Annotated in this window: 14 protein-coding genes; 6 read left to right on the top strand and 8 right to left on the bottom strand. The window is 68.7% G+C overall.

Annotated features, from left to right (window positions below):
- The first annotated feature begins 1 nt into the window (after position 1).
- Positions 2 to 460, top strand: coding sequence for a MaoC family dehydratase (locus ORI27_RS16430; RefSeq protein WP_265998042.1), 459 nt, complete (start codon positions 2 to 4; stop codon positions 458 to 460).
- Between the two features lie 7 nt (positions 461 to 467).
- On the opposite strand, the gene ORI27_RS16425 is transcribed toward ORI27_RS16430, so the two are convergent.
- Positions 468 to 1,943 carry an aldehyde dehydrogenase gene (locus ORI27_RS16425; RefSeq protein WP_265998043.1) on the bottom strand — a complete coding sequence of 492 codons (1,476 nt, stop codon included), beginning with the start codon at positions 1,941 to 1,943 and terminating at the stop codon, positions 468 to 470.
- A gap of 41 nt (positions 1,944 to 1,984) precedes the next feature.
- On the bottom strand, positions 1,985 to 2,764 hold the full coding sequence (locus tag ORI27_RS16420) for a class I SAM-dependent methyltransferase (RefSeq protein WP_265998044.1): 780 nt from the start codon (positions 2,762 to 2,764) through the stop codon (positions 1,985 to 1,987).
- A 101-nt stretch (positions 2,765 to 2,865) separates the two neighbouring features.
- Here ORI27_RS16420 and ORI27_RS16415 point away from each other — a divergent pair, with 101 nt between their 5' ends.
- Both ORI27_RS16415 and ORI27_RS16410 read left to right on the top strand, forming a co-directional pair.
- Positions 2,866 to 4,023, top strand: a complete 1,158-nt coding sequence (locus ORI27_RS16415; RefSeq protein ID WP_265998045.1) for a glycosyltransferase family 4 protein — start codon at positions 2,866 to 2,868, stop codon at positions 4,021 to 4,023.
- A gap of 13 nt (positions 4,024 to 4,036) precedes the next feature.
- Entirely contained in the window at positions 4,037 to 4,423 is a 387-nt protein-coding gene (locus ORI27_RS16410; protein WP_265998046.1) for a DUF5313 domain-containing protein, read from the top strand.
- Between the two features lie 50 nt (positions 4,424 to 4,473).
- Here ORI27_RS16410 and ORI27_RS16405 read toward each other — a convergent pair whose 3' ends face one another.
- Positions 4,474 to 6,222, bottom strand: coding sequence for a hypothetical protein (locus ORI27_RS16405; RefSeq protein WP_265998047.1), 1,749 nt, complete (start codon positions 6,220 to 6,222; stop codon positions 4,474 to 4,476).
- A gap of 7 nt (positions 6,223 to 6,229) precedes the next feature.
- Positions 6,230 to 7,429 carry a DUF3068 domain-containing protein gene (locus ORI27_RS16400; protein ID WP_265998048.1) on the bottom strand — a complete coding sequence of 400 codons (1,200 nt, stop codon included), beginning with the start codon at positions 7,427 to 7,429 and terminating at the stop codon, positions 6,230 to 6,232.
- 169 nt (positions 7,430 to 7,598) lie between these two features.
- Between ORI27_RS16400 and ORI27_RS16395 the strand changes: the two genes are divergently transcribed.
- Positions 7,599 to 8,774 carry an acyltransferase family protein gene (locus ORI27_RS16395; RefSeq protein ID WP_265998049.1) on the top strand — a complete coding sequence of 392 codons (1,176 nt, stop codon included), beginning with the start codon at positions 7,599 to 7,601 and terminating at the stop codon, positions 8,772 to 8,774.
- Positions 8,775 to 8,850: 76 nt separating this feature from the next.
- Here the strand turns inward: ORI27_RS16395 and ORI27_RS16390 are convergent, their stop codons facing one another.
- From ORI27_RS16390 to ORI27_RS16375, 4 genes are read right to left on the bottom strand one after another with little or no spacing between them, the layout of a single operon-like run.
- Complete coding sequence (locus ORI27_RS16390; RefSeq protein WP_265998050.1) at positions 8,851 to 10,317, bottom strand: AMP-binding protein; 1,467 nt, start codon at positions 10,315 to 10,317, stop codon at positions 8,851 to 8,853.
- Entirely contained in the window at positions 10,310 to 11,314 is a 1,005-nt protein-coding gene (locus ORI27_RS16385) for a phosphotriesterase family protein (RefSeq protein ID WP_265998051.1), read from the bottom strand. Before ORI27_RS16385 ends, ORI27_RS16390 begins: the two co-directional genes overlap by 8 nt.
- A 10-nt stretch (positions 11,315 to 11,324) precedes the next feature.
- A complete protein-coding gene (locus ORI27_RS16380) occupies positions 11,325 to 15,554 on the bottom strand; it encodes an alpha-(1->3)-arabinofuranosyltransferase (protein ID WP_265998104.1) in 4,230 nt (1,409 codons plus the stop codon).
- Between the two features lie 46 nt (positions 15,555 to 15,600).
- Positions 15,601 to 15,774 carry a DUF2613 domain-containing protein gene (locus tag ORI27_RS16375; RefSeq protein ID WP_082690271.1) on the bottom strand — a complete coding sequence of 58 codons (174 nt, stop codon included), beginning with the start codon at positions 15,772 to 15,774 and terminating at the stop codon, positions 15,601 to 15,603.
- Between the two features lie 143 nt (positions 15,775 to 15,917).
- Here ORI27_RS16375 and ORI27_RS16370 point away from each other — a divergent pair, with 143 nt between their 5' ends.
- Entirely contained in the window at positions 15,918 to 17,120 is a 1,203-nt protein-coding gene (locus ORI27_RS16370) for a glycoside hydrolase family 3 N-terminal domain-containing protein (RefSeq protein ID WP_323055615.1), read from the top strand.
- Positions 17,121 to 17,199: 79 nt separating this feature from the next.
- Positions 17,200 to 17,820 carry a TetR/AcrR family transcriptional regulator gene (locus tag ORI27_RS16365; RefSeq protein ID WP_265998052.1) on the top strand — a complete coding sequence of 207 codons (621 nt, stop codon included), beginning with the start codon at positions 17,200 to 17,202 and terminating at the stop codon, positions 17,818 to 17,820.
- The last annotated feature ends 6 nt before the right edge of the window (positions 17,821 to 17,826 follow it).

Genomic DNA, 17,826 nt, shown 5'->3' with positions numbered 1-17,826 from the left:
CATGAAGGTGATCACGTCCATCGACGATGCGGCCTCCGCGGTCGGCCAGGAACTCGGCGTCAGCGAGTGGCTGCAGATCGACCAGAAGCGCATCAACGACTTCGCCGACGCCACCGGTGACCACCAGTGGATCCACGTCGATGTCGAGCGGGCCAAGGCCGAAAGCCCTTATGGCGCACCGATTGCCCACGGTTTCCTGACGTTGTCGTTGGTCCCCGCGCTGAGCAAGGACAACTTCCGCGTCGAGAACGCGAAAATGGCCATCAACTACGGGCTCAACAAGGTGCGGTTCGTCGCGGCGGTCCCGGTGGACAGCAGCATCCGGGTGCGCTCGGAGCTCGTCGGTGCCGACAAGGTCGACGACAACACCGTCAACCTCACCGTGAAGCACACCATCGAGATCGACGGCGTCGACAAGCCCGCCGCCGTGGCCGAGATGATCGTCCGGGCGATTTTCTAGCGAAGTCTCACGCCTGCGGCGTGTAGCCGAAGGGCAGCAGCACGCTCTTGGCCTGCGTGTACTGCTCGATGCCCTCGGGCCCGTTCTCCCGGCCGATGCCGGAGTTCTTGTAACCGCCGAAGGGCGAACCCGGATCGAAGGCGTACATGTTCACCGCGTACGTGCCGGTGCGGATCTGGGCGGCGATCTTCATGGCCTTGTCGTTGTCGGTGGTGTAGACCGACCCGGCCAGGCCGTAGACCGAATCGTTGGCGATCCGCACGGCGTCTTCCTCGGTGTCGTACGGGATCACCGCCAGCACCGGCCCGAAGATCTCCTCCTGGGCGATGGTCATCGAGTTGTCGACATCGGCGAACACCGTCGGCTGGACAAACCAGCCGTCGTCGAGTCCGTCCGGACGCGCACCGCCGGTGACCAGTCGCGCGCCCTCCTCGACACCCTTCTTGATGTAGCCCTCGACCCGCTCGCGCTGCTTCTCACTGATCAGTGGGCCGATCATGGCGCCGGGGTTGTCGGGCAGCCCGATGGGCATGGCCGCGACCGCGGCCGAGAGCTTCTCGACAACCTCGTCGTAGCGCGACCGGGGCGCCAGGATGCGGGTCTGCCCGACGCAGGCCTGGCCGCAGTTCATCAGGCCGGAGAACACCAGCATCGGCAGGGTGGAATCCAGGTCGGCGTCCTCGAGGATGATGGCCGCCGACTTGCCGCCGAGTTCGAGGGTGCACGGCTTGAGCTTCTCAGCGGCGATCTTGGCGATCTCCTTGCCGACCGCGCTGGACCCGGTGAACGTGAACTTGTCGATCTCGGGGTTGGCGGTGAGCGCGCGACCGGTTTCCGGGCCGCCGGGGACGACCGAGAGCACACCCTCCGGCAGCCCGGCCTCGGCGAAGATCTCGGCCATCGCGAACAGTGACAGCGGGGTCTCGGCGGCGGGCTTGACCACGATCGTGCAACCGGCCAACAGCGCGGGGCCGAGCTTGTTGGCCGCCAGGAAGAACGGCACGTTCCAGGCGGTGACGGCCGCGACGACGCCGATCGGTTCGCGCAGCACCATGGTCGTGCCGTAGACCCCGTCGCGGAACTCGCGCCAGGTGAACTTGTCGGCAGCGCCCGCGAAGTACTGGAACGCCGACATCGCCGCGCCGTATTGCATCATGTCGACGATCGTCGGCGGCTGACCCGTCTCGGCGGCCAGCAGGAACTTGAGCTCGTCGGCCCGCTCCTCGAGGATCTTGACTGCGCGGCCCAGAATCTCGCCGCGCTCCGCGGGAGACATGTGCGGCCACGGACCCTCGTCGAAGGCCTTGCGCGCGGCCGCGCAGGCGGCGTCGACATCAGCCTTGGCGGCCAGCGGCACCTTGCCGACCAGTTCACCGGTGGCCGGTGAATGCACTTCGATGACCTCAGAGGTGGACGGCTCGACCCACTTGCCGCCGATGAACAGCTTGTCCCACTCGGTCTTGAACGCGGTGCTCTGTGTCATGACCGTCACACTACCGACTAAAGACAAAAACTAGAACCTGTTCATTTCGCCGGGATCGGGGGCTGCAGCACCAGCACCAGATTGCTCACCAGGAACTCCCGTAAACCCGGCACCGATGTCAGCCACCAGGCCCATCGCGGGTGGTAGCGCGGGAAAGCCGCGACCAGTGCACCGGTGCCCGCCGCCCAGGCCAGGCCGTCGGCCGCCGAGACGGCGTAAAGCGACGACCCGTAGTTGTTCTTGGGCGGCCGGCCGTGCTTGCGGGTGTAGCGGGCGGCCGCCCTGGCGCCACCGAGATAGTGCGTCAGACCCATCTCGTGTCCGCCGAACGGGCCGAGCCAGACGGTGTAGGACAGGATCGCCAGCCCGCCGGGGCGGGTGATGCGCAGCATCTCCGAACCGAGCTGCCACGGCCGGGGCACATGCTCGGCGACGTTGGAGGACAAGCAGACATCGACGCTGCCGTCGGCGAACGGCAGGGCCATCCCGGATGCCCGCACGAATGAGCCCGGTCCCGCCTGGCGCAGGTGTTCGGCGGCGTGCATCTCGCTCGGATCGGGTTCCACGCCCACATAGGTCCAGCCCGCGCGGGTGAACGCGGTGGCGAAGTAGCCGGGACCACCGCCGACGTCGACGACAGTGTGCCCCGCGGGGTCTTCAGGGTGGGTGGCCCGCCAGAGATCGTCGACCATGTCGGCGGTGTCGGCGGCCAGGGCGCCGTAGAAGCGGGCCGGGTCGCGTTGTTCGTGACGGAATTCGGACAGCAGCCGTACCGAACGGCCTAGCCTTGCGCGCTGGGCGAACAGGTCGGTGACGGCCATCGGCTCACCCTATCCACGCGTCGAATTGCACGTTTCGCAGGAAAAGTTCGAGTACGACTCTGCAGAAAGTGAAACTCGATCCGGGGCTAGGCTGAACCCCGATGTCCACCACCGTTCGCTCCGTCCTGCTGTTGTGCTGGCGGGACACTGGCCACCCACAGGGCGGCGGCAGCGAAACCTACGTCCAGCGCATTGGCACGCTGCTGGCCTCCTCGGGCATCGCCGTAACCCTGCGCACTGCCCGGTACCGGGGCGCCCCCCGCCGCGAGGTCGTCGACGGCGTCACCATCAGCCGCGGCGGCGGGCCCTACAGCGTCTACATCTGGGCGGGACTGGCAATGGTCGCCGCGCGGCTGGGGCTCGGCCCGCTGCGGCGGGTGCGTCCCGACGTCGTCATCGACACCCAGAACGGGGTGCCGTTCCTGGCTCGGCTCGCGTTCGGACGACGGGTGGCGGTGCTGGTCCATCACTGCCACCGCGAACAGTGGCCGGTCGCCGGTCGTTTCGTCGGTCGGTTGGGCTGGCTGGTCGAGTCCTGGCTCTCCCCGCGCCTGCACCGGCGCAACCAGTACGTCACGGTCTCCCTGCCGTCGGCGCGGGATTTGTCCGACCTCGGTGTCGACGCCGCGCGGATCGCCGTGGTCCGCAACGGCCTCGACGAGGCGCCACCGGAGACTCTCACCGGCCAGCGGTCGCCGACCCCCCGGGTCGTCGTGCTGTCGAGGCTGGTGCCGCACAAGCAGATCGAGGACGTGCTGGATGCGGTGGCCGCACTCCGGCCTCGCATCGCCGGTCTTCACCTGGACATCGTCGGCGGGGGGTGGTGGCACGACCGGCTGGTCGAGCGGGCCGAGCGCCTCGGCATCTCCGATGCGGTGACCTTCCACGGTCACGTCGACGACGAGGTCAAACACGATGTCGTACAACGATCCTGGGTGCATGTGTTGCCGTCCCGCAAAGAAGGCTGGGGTTTGGCCGTCATCGAGGCCGCCCAGCACGGTGTGCCGACCATCGGCTACCGATCCTCGGGGGGCCTCACCGATTCAGTCATCGACGGCGTGACTGGTGTGCTGGTTGACGACCATGACGGCTTGGTCGATCGCCTGGAATACCTGCTGGCCGAACATGTCCTGCGGGACGAGCTCGGCGCCAAGGCCAAAGTCCGCAGCCGGGACTTCTCCTGGCGGCAGAGCGCCGACGCCATGCGGAATGTCCTGGAAGCGGTGCACGTTGGAACCCGTGTCAGCGGTGTGATCTAGGAGTACGAAGGCTATGAGCGACAGCACCCGTCCCAACCCTGCGCAGTACATCGCCTACTGCTACGGCAAGGTCCTGCCGCCGTCGATGCATGACTGGGTGCGAAACGACGTGACCGGAAAGGGCGCGCAGCGCCGTACGTTCATCCGGGTGATCCTCCCCGGGTTGCTGATGACGGCTCCGTTATGGCTGATTCCCACCACCGTGCCGATGCACTTGGCGATGACGGCCCTGCTGATCCTGCCGTTCCTGTACTTCACCCACGCGCTGGACAAGATCTGGCGCACCTACCGGCTCCGTCAGCATGGTCTGGATCCGGCGCTGGTGGACGAACGCGCCCGCAAGCGCGACGCCGAGATCCACGAGGAGTACCGCCAGCGCTATGGCAACCACACCGACTGAGCGCGTCAGGGGTTGATTCCACCGCGCCGAGATCGACGTTTTGGCGCGATCTACTCGAACTTGCGCGGCGGTTCGTCGGTTTGGGCGAAACGAGCGCGCGTGCGTCGTCGGCCGACCAGAACAGTGGCCCCGGCCCCGATCAGCAGCGCTAGCCATACCAGGTGAGTGGCGATGACCACGGCCCGTTTCCCGTGCGGCGCAGCCCGACTCACCCCGCCGACGCGGTACAGCGCGAGATCGGCATCGCGATAGACCACCGGCAGGAGCTGGAGCGTGCGCTGGGCGTCCCCTGTCGTGCCCGCGCTACCGGATTCGACGACCAACCAGCCGACCCCGGCCTCGGCCAGGGCCGCGGGGTGGCCCCCGACCAGCAGCATCCGCTGAATCACGCGGGCGTGGCCGCCCTCGCCGGGAACGGACTGGCCCGAGATGGTCAGATCGCCGGTCGCCAGCACCTCGGCGCGAACCCAGCGCGGCAACGGGTCGAGCACGGGAGCCGAGCCGGCCCAGCTGAACTGGCGCATGCTGTCGGCGGGCAGCACGGCCACATCCGCCGGCGCGGCATTGATGATGCCGGCCACGGTCGACCACCCCGGCGGATAGCGCACCGACCCGACCTTGCCCCAGGCGCCGAAGGCCAGGTCGGGCAGCACCGCGACCAACGCGACAACGCACACCAGCGCGGTGACGGCCGGGCGCAGCCAACGTCGTAGCGTCACCACCGCGGCCGCGCCGGCAACGGCATAACCCGGCATCGCCAGGGCGACCCACTTCTGGCCGTCCCGCAGCACCCCCACCCCGGGGGCCGCCTCGACCAGCGCGCGCAGCACCGACAACCCCGGCCCGGTGGCCAGGACCGCGGGCATCAGCACTCCGGCCACGGCCAGTACCGATAGCGGGATCGCGCCGCGGCGGCGCAGCACCGTCGGCAACCCGGCCGCGACGACACCCAGCAGGACCCCCGTCGCCAGCAACGCCACCAGGGTGGTCCGCGAGGACGGAACGGCCTCGGCGTTCCAGATCCCGCCCAGGCCGGCCAGGCTGCCGAGGGTGCCCAGGCCCGGTTCGGCGCGAGCGGCGAACGCGACCACCCCGGAGGCCGGTGACGAGCCCAGTCCGTTGCCCAACACCGCGGCCGCCAGCCATGGCAGCGCGGTGAGCAGCGCGGTGATCAGCACCCCGGTCACACACCGCGGCCGCGACACCCCGCCGCCGGGCACCGCGGTGCAGGCCAGCCCCATCAGGGTGGCCAGTAACAGACCCGTCGGCGTCAGGCCGGCCAGCGCGATCCAGAACACCGGTACCGCCCACCGCGCCCATCCCGGGCCCGGTTCGGTGTCGCGCAGCCGGAGTATGGCGGCCGCGACCCAGGGCAGGCAGCCGTAGCCCACTAGGAGGCTCCAGTGCCCCTGCAGCAGCCGCTCGGCGACATACGGATTCCACACCGCAACGGTGGCGGCCACCACCTGGCCGGCGATCCCGGCGTCGGGGACTAGGACGGCGGACAACCGTGCCGCGCCCCAGCCGGCCAGAAACAGTCCGGCGATCAGCAGCACCTTGACGACGACGCCGCCGTCGAGGACCGGGGACACCGCAGCGATCAGAAAATCCTGCGGCACCGCGCGCGGCGCCGACTCACCCAGCCCCAGGGCGGTGTCGGTGAGGTACGAACGCGGGGTGGACACCGCGTCGCGTAGCAGCAGATAGCCGGGGGCCAGCAGCGGCGCGGTCACCGCGAGTGCGAGCAGGAGGGCATATCCCGGCACCACCCACTCCAGCGCCCGGCGTGCCTGGGTCATCCCGAGCTCACCGCTGGGGCGGCGGGGGCTCCAGATCCGGTCTCGCCGCGGGCAGCTTTTCGGTCGCAGCCTCGGCGGCGGGCATCGGCCCGGTTTCGTCCTTGCCGAAGAAGCCATGGTCGGTGGTGTCCAGGCCGGGATCGATCAGCGCGGACTCGGCACGAATGCTGAACGTCCCCAGCAGTACCCCGCCGACCAGCGCCACCAGGCCGGCCGCCGTGAAGCTGATCGGCAGCACCCGCGACCACAGCCCCACCCGGTCGCGTTCATCGCGCGCCGAGGCCACCCGCGACTCGACGGTCTGCTCGGTCGAGGTGACCTTGTAGTCGGCCAGCTCCATCTCCGGGCGCAGCGCGTCGCGGGCGTAGTAATGGTTGGCGTGCTCGGATTCCTTGACGATCACCCCGGTGACCGGATCCACCCAGAATGTGCGCTGTGCGGCGTAGTAGCGGGTCATGGTGATCGGCTCGTCCGGCGGTCCGGGCAGGCCCCACTGCGAGGCGCGCGCGGTCACCTCGCCGTCGATATCGTTGTCGTAGAGGGACGCGTACTTGATCGGGTCGACCAACTTGCCATCGGCGTCGTACCCGACGTTCTGGGTGAACCGGTAGGTCGTCAGCCCGTTGACGTCCTCCTGGCCGTCGTAGTTGGCGTCGAAGGCCTTCTGGGCGATCGGGTCGAAGTACGGATACGTCTTCTTCTCGGTGTTGAACGGGAACCGGTAGGCCAGGCCCTCGTGCGGCAACGCGATGTTGGTCGGCGGCTTGTCGTCCTCCACGGTCCGCGGCTTCTGCACCGATCCGCCGGGGTGGGTGTCATCGGACACCGCCATCGCGGTGCTGCGGTTCACCGTCACGGTATCGACCATGGCCAGCAGCAACCCGTTGTCCTGTTGCTTGTCGGTGCGCCGAACGCTGGTACCGACCTGCAAGGTCACGACATCGGCGTTGGCCGGCGATTCGACGGTGATCTGCTGTTGCGACACCAGGGGGACGTTCTTGTCGATCACGAACTGCTCGCCCGAGAGCGACGACGGATCCAGTGCGCTGCCGGTTCCGTCGCTGACCAACGTCTCGTCGATGTCGAGCGGAATCTTCTCGATCTTGCCGGAGGTGTAGGTCGACAACAGCAGCGCGGCGATCAGCAGGGCGGCCCCGAGCCCGATGATGCCGTATGCCGTGATACGCAACATGCCCGCGCGATTCACGCTGCCGTGGCCTCCCTCGCTCCCGATCGTGCTCTGCGTCGCCTGACGGCGAAGCAAACGTGTCTGACCCTAACAGCAGCGGCCGGGGCACCGGCTCGTTAGGAGGTCATCACCGCAGCCCAGGTGTACCCACTTTCGCAGGCAACGCCTGGCCCGGCAGACTGGCTCCATGACAGTGCAGGCGGAGCAGGTCGGGGGCACCCGCGGTTTCCTGCCCGCCGTGGAAGGGATGCGAGCCTGCGCGGCCATGGGCGTCGTCCTCACCCATGTCGCCTTCCAGACCGGGACCACCGGCCCGGTGATCGGACGGCTGCTGCACCGCTTCGACCTGGCCGTCGCGGTGTTCTTCGCGCTGTCGGGTTTCCTGCTCTGGCGCGGTCACGCGGCGGCGGCCCGGGGACGGCGCCACCGGCCGCCGACGGGTCACTATCTGCGCTCACGCCTGGTGCGCATCATGCCCGGATATGTCGTGGCGGTCGTCGTCATCCTGACCCTGTTGCCGGAAGCAAACCACGCCAACTTCACGGTGTGGTGGGCCAACCTCACGTTGACGCAGGTCTACGTCCCGCTCACCCTGACCGCCGGTCTGACCCAGATGTGGAGCCTGTCGGTGGAGGTCAGCTTCTATCTCGCACTCCCGATCCTGGCCCTTCTGGCGCGCCGGTTGCCGGTGCGGGCCCGGGTGCCGGTGATCGCGGCGGTGGCGCTGGCCAGCCTGGGCTGGGGCCTGCTCCCCATCCACACCGCACAGGGCGTGAACTTCCTGAACTGGCCGCCGGCCTACGCATCGTGGTTCGCCGCGGGAATGCTGCTGGCCGAGTGGACTGTCAGCCCGCCGGGGTGGGCGCACAAGCTGGCCCGGAACCGCTGGGCGATCACGGGTATCGCGCTGGTGGCGTATCTGATCTCGGCTTCACCGCTGGCCGGGCCCAAGGACCTGGTTCCGGCGACGTTGGGGCAGTTCGTGGTTCGCACGTCGATGGGGGCGATTGTCGCCTGGGCGCTGCTGGCGCCGCTGGTGCTCGACCGTCCCGACACCGCCCACCCGATCCTGGGCGGCCGCGTCATGGTCACCCTGGGCCGGTGGTCCTACGGGCTGTTCGTGTGGCACCTCGCGGCGTTGGTGATGGTCTTCCCGATGGTCGGCAAGTTCATGTTCAACGGCAATCTGATCGTCGTGTTGGTGATGACACTGGTGCTGGGTTTCGCGATGGCGGCCGTCAGCTATGCGCTTGTCGAGTCACCGTGCCGGAACGCGCTGCGGCGCTGGGAGTACCGACGGGCGCCGGTGCCGCCGCTGGACAGTTCGGTCAGCGATGCGCCCGAGCCGGTGATCGCGCGATGATCGTTGTTCTGGCGCAGCGATTTCGGCGCGTTTTTCGCCGCTGACGGGCGAACGAAAGCGCGCCGAAATCACCGGACTAGCGGCCCAGCCGGGCGATGACCTCGTCCCGCACGGCCGACCGGCGGGCTTTGCCGGCGTCGTCGCGCAGCGGGGTGTCGACGAACTCGACCGCGCGCGGAACCTTGTAGTCGGACAGTCGTTGTGCCACGAACGTCGTCACCTCCCCGTCGTCGAGCGCGGTGCCGTCGGTATGGATCAACGCGTATGGCACCTGGCCGAGGTCCTCGTGGGGAACCCCGACGACCAGACAGGACAGCACGGCCGGATGCTCGGACAGAGCGTTCTCGATCTCCGCCGGGTACACGTTGCGCCCGCCGACGGTGAACATGTCGACCCGTCGATCGGCCAGGTATAGATACCCCTCATCGTCGAACCAGCCCAGATCGCCGAGTGAGTCCCAGCCGTCGCGGGACTTGGCGGTGCTGCCGATATAGCGATAGGTCGGTCCGGCGCCCTCGTTCGGCCGCATGTAGATCTCCCCGAGGACCCCGGGCGGGCATTCATTGCCGTCGTCGTCGAGCACCTTCATCTCGCCGGCCACCACGCGGCCGACCGACCCGCGATGGGTCAGCCATTCCGATCCGCTGATGAACGTCAAAGCCTGAAGTTCGGTGCCGCCGTACAGTTCCCACACCGCATCCGGGCCGAGCAGGTCGATCCACGCCTGCTTGACGTTCGGCGGGCACACGGCGGCCACATGCCACAGCCGGCGCAGCGACGACAGGTCGTAGGCGTCGGGGTTGGCGTGATAGACCGGCAGCAGGCGCTGCATGATCGTGGGCACGGTGGTCAGGTAGTTGACCCGGTATTCACCGATGATCCGCAGGAAACGTTCCGGGTCGAACCGCGGCAGCAGCACCAGGTGTTGTCCGGTCAGCAGCGCGATGGTGGCCGATGTGAACCCGGTGTTGTGGCTCAACGGCACCGGCACCAACTGGGTGTCGGTCGGCTCGTTACCCATCGACATCGCCAGTAGCTCGGCCGGGATCCGCCCCTCCCCACCGGCTTCGATGAGCTTGGGCCGCCCGGTGCTGCCGCCGGAGGCGATCGACTTCCACGACGGCGAAACCGCTTCCGGCAGTGGATCGTCGGACAGATCCGGGCTTCCGGTGAAGTCGGCATCCACTGACGGCACCACACCACGCGGATCCGCAAGGCCCACCAGCAGGCCGCGCGGCTTGAGGTCGAGCAGCCCCTCGAACTCGGCATCGGGCAGCCTCGGCGACAACGGCTGGGGAATCGCACCGAGTTTCCACACCGCCACTGTCGCCAGCACCCACTCGATCGAATTGGGCACCGCGATCGTGACGTAATCGCCCTGTTTGACGCCCAACTCGGCATAGGCACGGGCCAACCGGTTGGACGCCGACTCCAACTGCGCGCGGGTGAGGGTCCGGCCATCACAGCTCACAGCCGGGCGATCGGGTTCCTCGGCGGCGAGTTGGCTCATCCGGGTTCCGATCGGGGGAATCTGGTCACTCATAGGCACCTTGCCTGGCGAAGATGGTGCGGGGGTTGTCCACCAGCATGGTGGTGATCTGGTCCTCGGTGACCCCGCGTTGGCGCAACGCGGGCAGTACGTCGTTGTGGATATGGCGGTAGTGCCAGTTGGGCAGTGCGATCGGTATCAGTTCCTCCGGCAGCCAGTCGATATGGCACGACGCGTCATGGGAGAGCACCATCTTGGCGGCGTAGCCTCGTTCGCACATCCGCGCGACCGTGTCGACCCGGTCGTCGAAGCTGAGCATGTTGTCCAGGCCGAACCGGTCCATACCGAGATACGACCCGGCCGCGATCAGTTCCTCCAGATAGCCCAGGTCGGTGGTGTCGCCACTGTGCCCGATGATGACCCGGGTCAGGTCGACGCCTTCCTCGGCGAAGATCCGTTGCTGCTCCAGGCCGCGCCGGGTCAGGGCGTGGGTGTGCGTGGTGATCGGCACGCCGGTCTGCCGGTGCGCTTGGGCCACTGCGCGTAGCACCCGCTCGACGCCGGGGGTGAGGCCGGGTTCGTCGGTGGCGCACTTGAGGATTGCCGCTTTGACGCCGGTGTCTGCGATCCCCTCGGTGATGTCGCGGACGAACAGGTCGGTCATGACCTCCGCGCCGTCCAGCAGGGTTCCCGGGCCGTTGAAGTGGAAGTACATCGGGACGTCGTTGTAGGTGTAGATCCCGGTGGCGACCACGATCTGCAGGTCAGTCTGCGCCGCGACCCGCTGGATGCGCGGAATGTAGCGGCCCAGCCCGATCACCGTCGGGTCGACGATGGTGTCCACGCCGAGGGCCTTCAGCTCGTTGAGCTTGGTGACGGCGTCGGCCTCCCGGGCGGCCTCATCGCCCCACCCCTCGGGGTAGTTGGCGATGATCTCCGGCGAGAGCACGAAGACGTGCTCGTGCATGAACACCACACCCAGGTCGCCGGTCGAGATCGGTCCCTGTACGGTCTCGACCTGCGACGACGCTGTCACATCAGACACTGTCATACCGGGCACATTAACGAGAAATGCTTGTGTCCTCGGTGGTTTCGGCGTCAGCTCGAGGTGGTGGCCGTCCGACGCCCGAGGCCGCCAGCGCGCCGAGCGCGACCAAGGCCAACCCCTGGACCCAGGGTGAGTGGCCGATGTAGCCGTCGACCGAGCGCCACGGGTACCGCGACAGCAGTGCGCCGGCCGCGATCAGCCCGCAGGCGCTGGCCGCCAGTGTTACCCGGTCGCGCAGGCCCGTTCGACGGCGCAGAAGATAGCCGAGCACGATGGCCGCCCCGAACACCACCAGCCCGCCGACTCCGGCGATGAGCCCACCGGCGGCCAAAACCCCGGCCCCGGCCAGCACCGGCAGTGTCCACGGTCGGGCCGGATCCCGGCGCCGCGGCGGTCGGCGTGGCGGCACCAACGCCAGGAGCAGGAGAAGCGGCAGCAGCGACAGCCCGCCGGCGAGTCCGATCCGGTAGGCGCGGTTCGACGGGAAGCTGACCGTGATGGTGCCCTGCTCGCCGGCGGGCACCACCCAGCCCTGCTGCCAGCCGTTGACGACCACCGGCGTCAGGGTGACCCCGTCGGACAGGCGGGCCACCCATCCGGGATTGACACTCTCCGGCACGACCAGCACCCGGGCGGTGGGTGACCGGCCGATCTCGAACTCCCGGCGGTCCGGACCCCAACTGCTGACATCGGCGAGTGTCGTTGGTGCGGTGGATATCTGATCCGCCAGCGGTCCGGCCAGCTGGGCGCCGTCGACGACGAACGCCGAGCCGGGGCTGATCAACAGCTCCTGCTGGCCGGCCGGCAGGGTGATCGGGGTAGGGTCGCACGCGCGGGCCGGGATCGGCCGGCCATCCAGCAACGCCCCCACCGTGGTGGTCACCGAGGTCTGGACGAACCGGCCCGATACCGCGACGATGGGCCCCTGGCCGCACGGGATGTCGATGGTGCGCTTGCGGTTTGCGGCGGCGTCGGCGGCCGCGACGGGTTTGCCATCAGGGCCGAGCACTGCCACCTCAGCCAGGCCGGGCGGTTTGAGCTGATCGAAACCCAGTGCGGTGCGGTCGATTACGTCATCCCAGTTCAGCAAGCTGATCCGCACCGTGTCGGTGACCTTCGGTCGCAGCGATACCGTCTGCGGGCCGGCCCCCAGGCGGCGGGTCTGCGGACCGTCCCCGAGGTCGATCGCCACCATCGAGGGATGAGTGGGCAGTGCCGAGGAGCTTGGGGTCAACTCCAAGCCGGTGACCAGGGCCGGCTTCGGCAGCGTCACGGTCAGGGTGGGGGCACTGTGGTGCTGCACCACATTCTGCGGGGCGGTCCATGCGGTGCGGGGATCCCCGTCGGTCGCGGCGTACGCCGATCCGTCGACGTCGATGAGGTCGGCATCGCCGTGCGACCGGGTGGTGCCCGGCTGGGCGATCAGGTCGGCCAGGTGCGGACCCTGCCGGGCGCGCACCCATACCGTGGGGAGCACCTCGATCGTTTTGGGCACCGTCAGGGTCCGGCTGAGGTTCACCGGTTCCTCGGAGGCCAGCGCCATCGACGCCGCGCAGTGCACGCCGTCGGGGGAGTCCGCGCAGCCCTGCCTGCCGAGCAGCTCGGAGCCCAGATCCCAAGCCGCGACCGCTGACCCGCTCGGCGGCGCGGGCACCACCAGGCTGTGCCGCAGGTCAACCGGGTGGGCGAAACCGGAGGCATCGTACTGGGTCACCGACAGGTCGGTGATGCCGAACTGCACCCCCGACGAGCCGTCGTCGGTCCCGACCGCCGTGATCCGCACCCACGGCGACTCTCCGTACGGCAGGGCCACCACCAGTGGCTTGCCCGGTTCGTCGAAACGGACTGTGGTGGTGCCATTTTCGGTTGACACCTGGAGTCGGCGTACCTGGGCGCCGACGGCGGTGGCGCTCGGTGTGATGGTCAACGTCGCGTTGGTGACGGGATGGTCGAAGTCGATCTGCAGCCATTGTCCGACCGCGGCTTGCAGCGAGTTCGACACCCACGCGGTGGCCGGGTCGCCGTCGACGGCCGCGGCCGGACCGCTGGCCGGTGCGACGTTGGGCAGCGCGGTGGCATCCGACGACGAGCTCGAGGCGGACAACCGTCCTCCGGCCCAGATGCCGTGCACCGGCTTGGCGCCCGGGACGGGATAGTCGGGCACCCGGTTGAACGTGTTGCGCCGGTCGCCCTCGGCTCTGGCCGCTGACGAGTGGTCATCGACCCGGCCATAGTCGGTTTCCCGGTCGACCGGGGTATCGGTGACAGTGACCAGCGGTGCCGGCAGTCCCGCGCGCCGGGCATCGGCGGTCAGTAGCATCGGCCCCAGCGGAGCCTGGCCCAGCAGGCGGCGCCGTTCGTCAATGCGCAGCAATACTTCGGGTCCGCCGTCGACCCGCGCCATACGGCTGGCATCGGTCAGATACGGCGAACCAGGATTGCCCTGCGCGCCAACGTGATAGATCTCGACAGCTGGATACCGCGGCCGCAATCCGCTGTCACTGATGAAGCCCTCCAGGGTGCCCGGGCCGGTCGGTTCGCCGAACTCGGCGACCTTCTGCAGCCCCGGCGAACCATCGATGGCCCGATGCACCAGCAGCGGGCGTGCCGAACGCGACTTGTCGGGGTCGAGGTCGTTGCGCACGACGACATAGGAGATGCCCTGGCGGGCCAGGGTATCGGCCAATCCCGCCGACGGCCGCCCGGCGGCGAACAGTCGCTGGACCGAGTCCAGCGCACGAATCGTCATCGGTGGCGTCAATGGGATGGAATCTCGTACTCCCCAGGGGCTTTTGCCCAGAACCTGCAAGGGCTCGTCGTGGCTGTTGCCCCAGACCTGGGTGGCGAACGGCGCGCCGGGAACCACCAGCACCCGGCCAGGTGTGGGGTGACCGGTGTTGTGTTCGGTGAGCCAGTCCGCGGCCTGGTGCCAATAGTCCGGGATGGCGCGAAACGCGCCGGGCGGGGTGAGTCGGCCGGTCCAGGCCATCGACGTGGCGACGGTCAGCGCGGCCAGGATGACGATGCCGACTGCCACCCGCTTGTCGTCCTCAGGATGGGCGAACGCCCGGACCCACACCGGTCGTGGTGCACTGCCGGGAAGCGGGATACGACCGAGCAGGTGCGCCAGCCCGAGCACCAGCGGGATCCGGATCACCGGTTCGAGCTTGTGCACGTTGCGCAGTGGGGCGCCGGCCCCATCGAGGAAGGCCTGGACCTGGTGCGCCACCGCTGAGCCCAGTCCGCCGGAGTAGCCGACGCCCAGAAGCACCACACCGATCAGCAGCATGGCGATCAGCCGCCCCCGAGCCGGCATCGAGCGCAGCGCCAACCCGGCCATCCCGCCCGCCGCCACCAACGTGGTGGCCAACACCATCGCCGGCTGGGTCACCAGTTCGGCGGCCGCGGTGGCATTCGGCGCAACGAAGGGGGTCCAGCTGTCGGTGCCGCGCAGCATTTCGGTCAGCGATGTCCACTGCGTGGTAACCCCGGAGGACTCGATGAAATCCAGGAACGGCGGGCTGATACGGCCGAGCAGGAGCAGCGCGACCACCCACCACGTCACCGCCAGCGCCGACGCCAGTGCCCACCATCCGCTGAACCGCCACCACACCCGGTTGGGCCGATGACACATCCACCAGATGACCGCGGGCAGGCACCCGGTGATGGTGGCCACCGCGTTGACTGCACCCATCAACGCCAGGGCGAGACCGGCGCGGGCGGCCAGCACCCGCAGCGAGCGACCCCCACCACCCCGCAGGGCGAGAACCACCGGCAGCAGCACCCATGGTGCCAGCATCATCGGCAAGGTTTCCGAGGAGATCGAACCCAACGTTGTCAGCACCCGGGGTGAGAGGGCGAACGCGACGGCGCCGATGACCCGTGACGGCGTCGTCCCGATGCCCAGTGCCTCGGCCACCCGCAGTACGCCCCAGAACCCTGCAGTCAGCAGCAACGCCCACCACAGGCGCTGGGTCATCCAACCGGGCACTCCGAGGACGTCGCCGAGAAGGAAGAACGCCCCGTGCGGAAACAGATAGCCGTAGGCCTGGTTCTGCGCCTGGCCGAACGGCAGCTCGCTGTTCCACAGGTTGGCGGCGCGGGCCAGGAAACGCAGCGGGTTGGCAGTCAGGTCGAGCTTGGTGTCGGGCGAGATCAGCCCGGGTGATTGCACGAAGCACAGCACCAGCGCGACGGCGAAGGCGCCACCGAGCCAGCGCCGCGATAGCGGCGGGGTGGTGATGGGCGCCTCCGTGACCGCGGGGGAGGCGGCGGTGAGCGTGCTCAGGCTAGCCGCGGTTGCCGTATTCGACGCGGTTCAGCACCGACGACGCGGGGTCGCCGGGCGACAACGGCGGCTTGGTGTCCTGCTGGATCATCAGCGTCACGCCGAAGACCGCAGCGGCCCCGAGCAGCAGACCGACCACGATGCTGGCAGCGGCAGGAACCACGAACCGGGTCATGATCGGTTCTCCTTGCTCAGGTGTTGGGGCGGCTGGGTCACAGGGCGATCACCCGCTGGGTCGCCGCGTGAATACCCGCTGGCCAACCTAGCACGCGACGAACCTTGGTTGGCCGCCGGCGACGGCCATGACAGCATGTGCGGATGCCTTCCCGCCTGCTCTCGATCCGCGGAATCGCGGCTCTGTCGGCACTGCCGGTGCTTCTCCTCGGCTGCTCAGCTCCTGCCTCACGCACCGGCGCCTCGCCCGCATCGTCGGCCAGCGCGTCGTCGTCGGCGAAGCCGCTGGCCGGCCCGGCTCCGGCACCGGCCAGCCCGGCACCGCCCGCGTGTGGCGACGGTCCGGGGTTGCTGAACGCGATGTCCACCCGGGACAAGCTGGCTCAGGTGCTGATGGTCGGCGTCAAGAACGGCGCCGACGCCCGCGCTGTGGTGGACACCTACCACGTCGGTGGCATCTTCATCGGCAGCTGGACCGACCTGTCGATGCTCACCGACGGCTCGCTGCCCGATTTCGCGAACGCGGGGCCGCTGCCGCTGGCCGTGAGCGTCGACGAGGAGGGCGGCCGGGTGGAGCGGCTGTCGTCGCTGATCGGGCCGGCGCCGTCGGCCCGGGTACTGGCCCAGACCAACACGCCCGACCAGGTGTATCAGCTGGCCCTCGACCGTGGGCGCAAGATGCGCGGTCTGGGCATCACGGTCGACTTCGCGCCCGTTGTCGACGTCACCGACGCCGCCGACGACACCGTCATCGGGGACCGGTCGTTCTCCAACGATCCCGCCGTGGTGACCGCCTACGCCGGTGCCTACGCACGCGGATTGCGCGACGCGGGGCTGCTGCCGGTGCTCAAGCATTTCCCGGGCCATGGGCACGGGTCGGGCGACTCGCATACCGGCGCGGTCACCACTCCGCCCCTGGCGGAACTGCAGAACGACGACCTCATTCCGTATCGCACGCTGACCACGGAAGCACCCGTCGCGGTCATGATCGGCCACCTGGACGTACCCGGACTGACCGATGGGACGCCGGCCAGCCTCAGCCCCGCCGCGGTGGGTCTGCTGCGCAGCGGGGGATATGGCGGGCCTGGGTTCGACGGGCCGGTGTTCAGCGATGACCTCTCCAGCATGGCGGCGATCGCGGACCGCTACGGCGTGGCCGAGGCCGTCCTGCGCACCCTGCAGGCCGGTACCGACGTCGCGCTGTGGGTGACCACCGACGAGGTGCCCGCGGTGCTGGACCGGCTGGAGAAAGCCGTGAACGCCGGCGAGCTGTCGCTGCCCGCCGTCGAAACTTCCATCTTGCGGATGGCGCGTCTGAAAGGCCAAAGTCCGCGCTGCGGCGGTTAGCCTGGGGTCTTGGGTTCGGCGGGCAGGAGCGAAGCGACCAGAGGATCAGCCCCGTCGAAAGACCGCGGAAGGCAACGATATGGCGGGTGGCACCAAGCGGTTGCCCCGTGCCGTCCGGGAGCAGCAAATGCTCGACGCCGCTGTGCAGATGTTCTCGGTCAACGGCTACCACGAGACCTCGATGGACGTTATCGCCGCCGAGGCGCAGATCTCCAAGCCGATGCTGTACCTGTACTACGGCTCCAAGGAGGAGCTCTTCGGGGCCTGCCTGGCCCGCGAGCTGAGCCGATTCATCGAGGCCGTGCGTGAGGACATCGATCTCAAACAGAGTCCGCACGACCTGTTGCGCAGCGTCATCTTGTCGGTGCTGGCCTACATCGACGCCAACCGGGCGTCGTGGATCGTGCTCTACACCCAGGCCACCAGCTCCCAGGCATTTGCGCACACCGTTCGTGAGGGCCGCGAGAAGATCATCGACATGGTGGCCCGGCTGCTGGAAGCCGGCACTCGGCATCCCGAGCCGGGCACCGACTTTCACATGATGGCGGTCGCGCTGGTGGGCGCCGGCGAGGCCGTCGCGATGCGAGTCAGCGCCGGCGACGCCGATGTCGACGAGGCCGCCGATATGTTGATCAATCTGTTCTGGCGCGGCCTGAAGGGCGCGCCCGCCGACAAGGAAGCCTCCCCGGTAACGCCGTAACCGGTT

The organism is Mycobacterium pinniadriaticum, assembly GCF_026242045.1.
GTDB classification, from domain to species: Bacteria; Actinomycetota; Actinomycetes; order Mycobacteriales; family Mycobacteriaceae; genus Mycobacterium; species Mycobacterium pinniadriaticum.
This window is presented reverse-complemented; position numbering and strand designations above follow the sequence as displayed.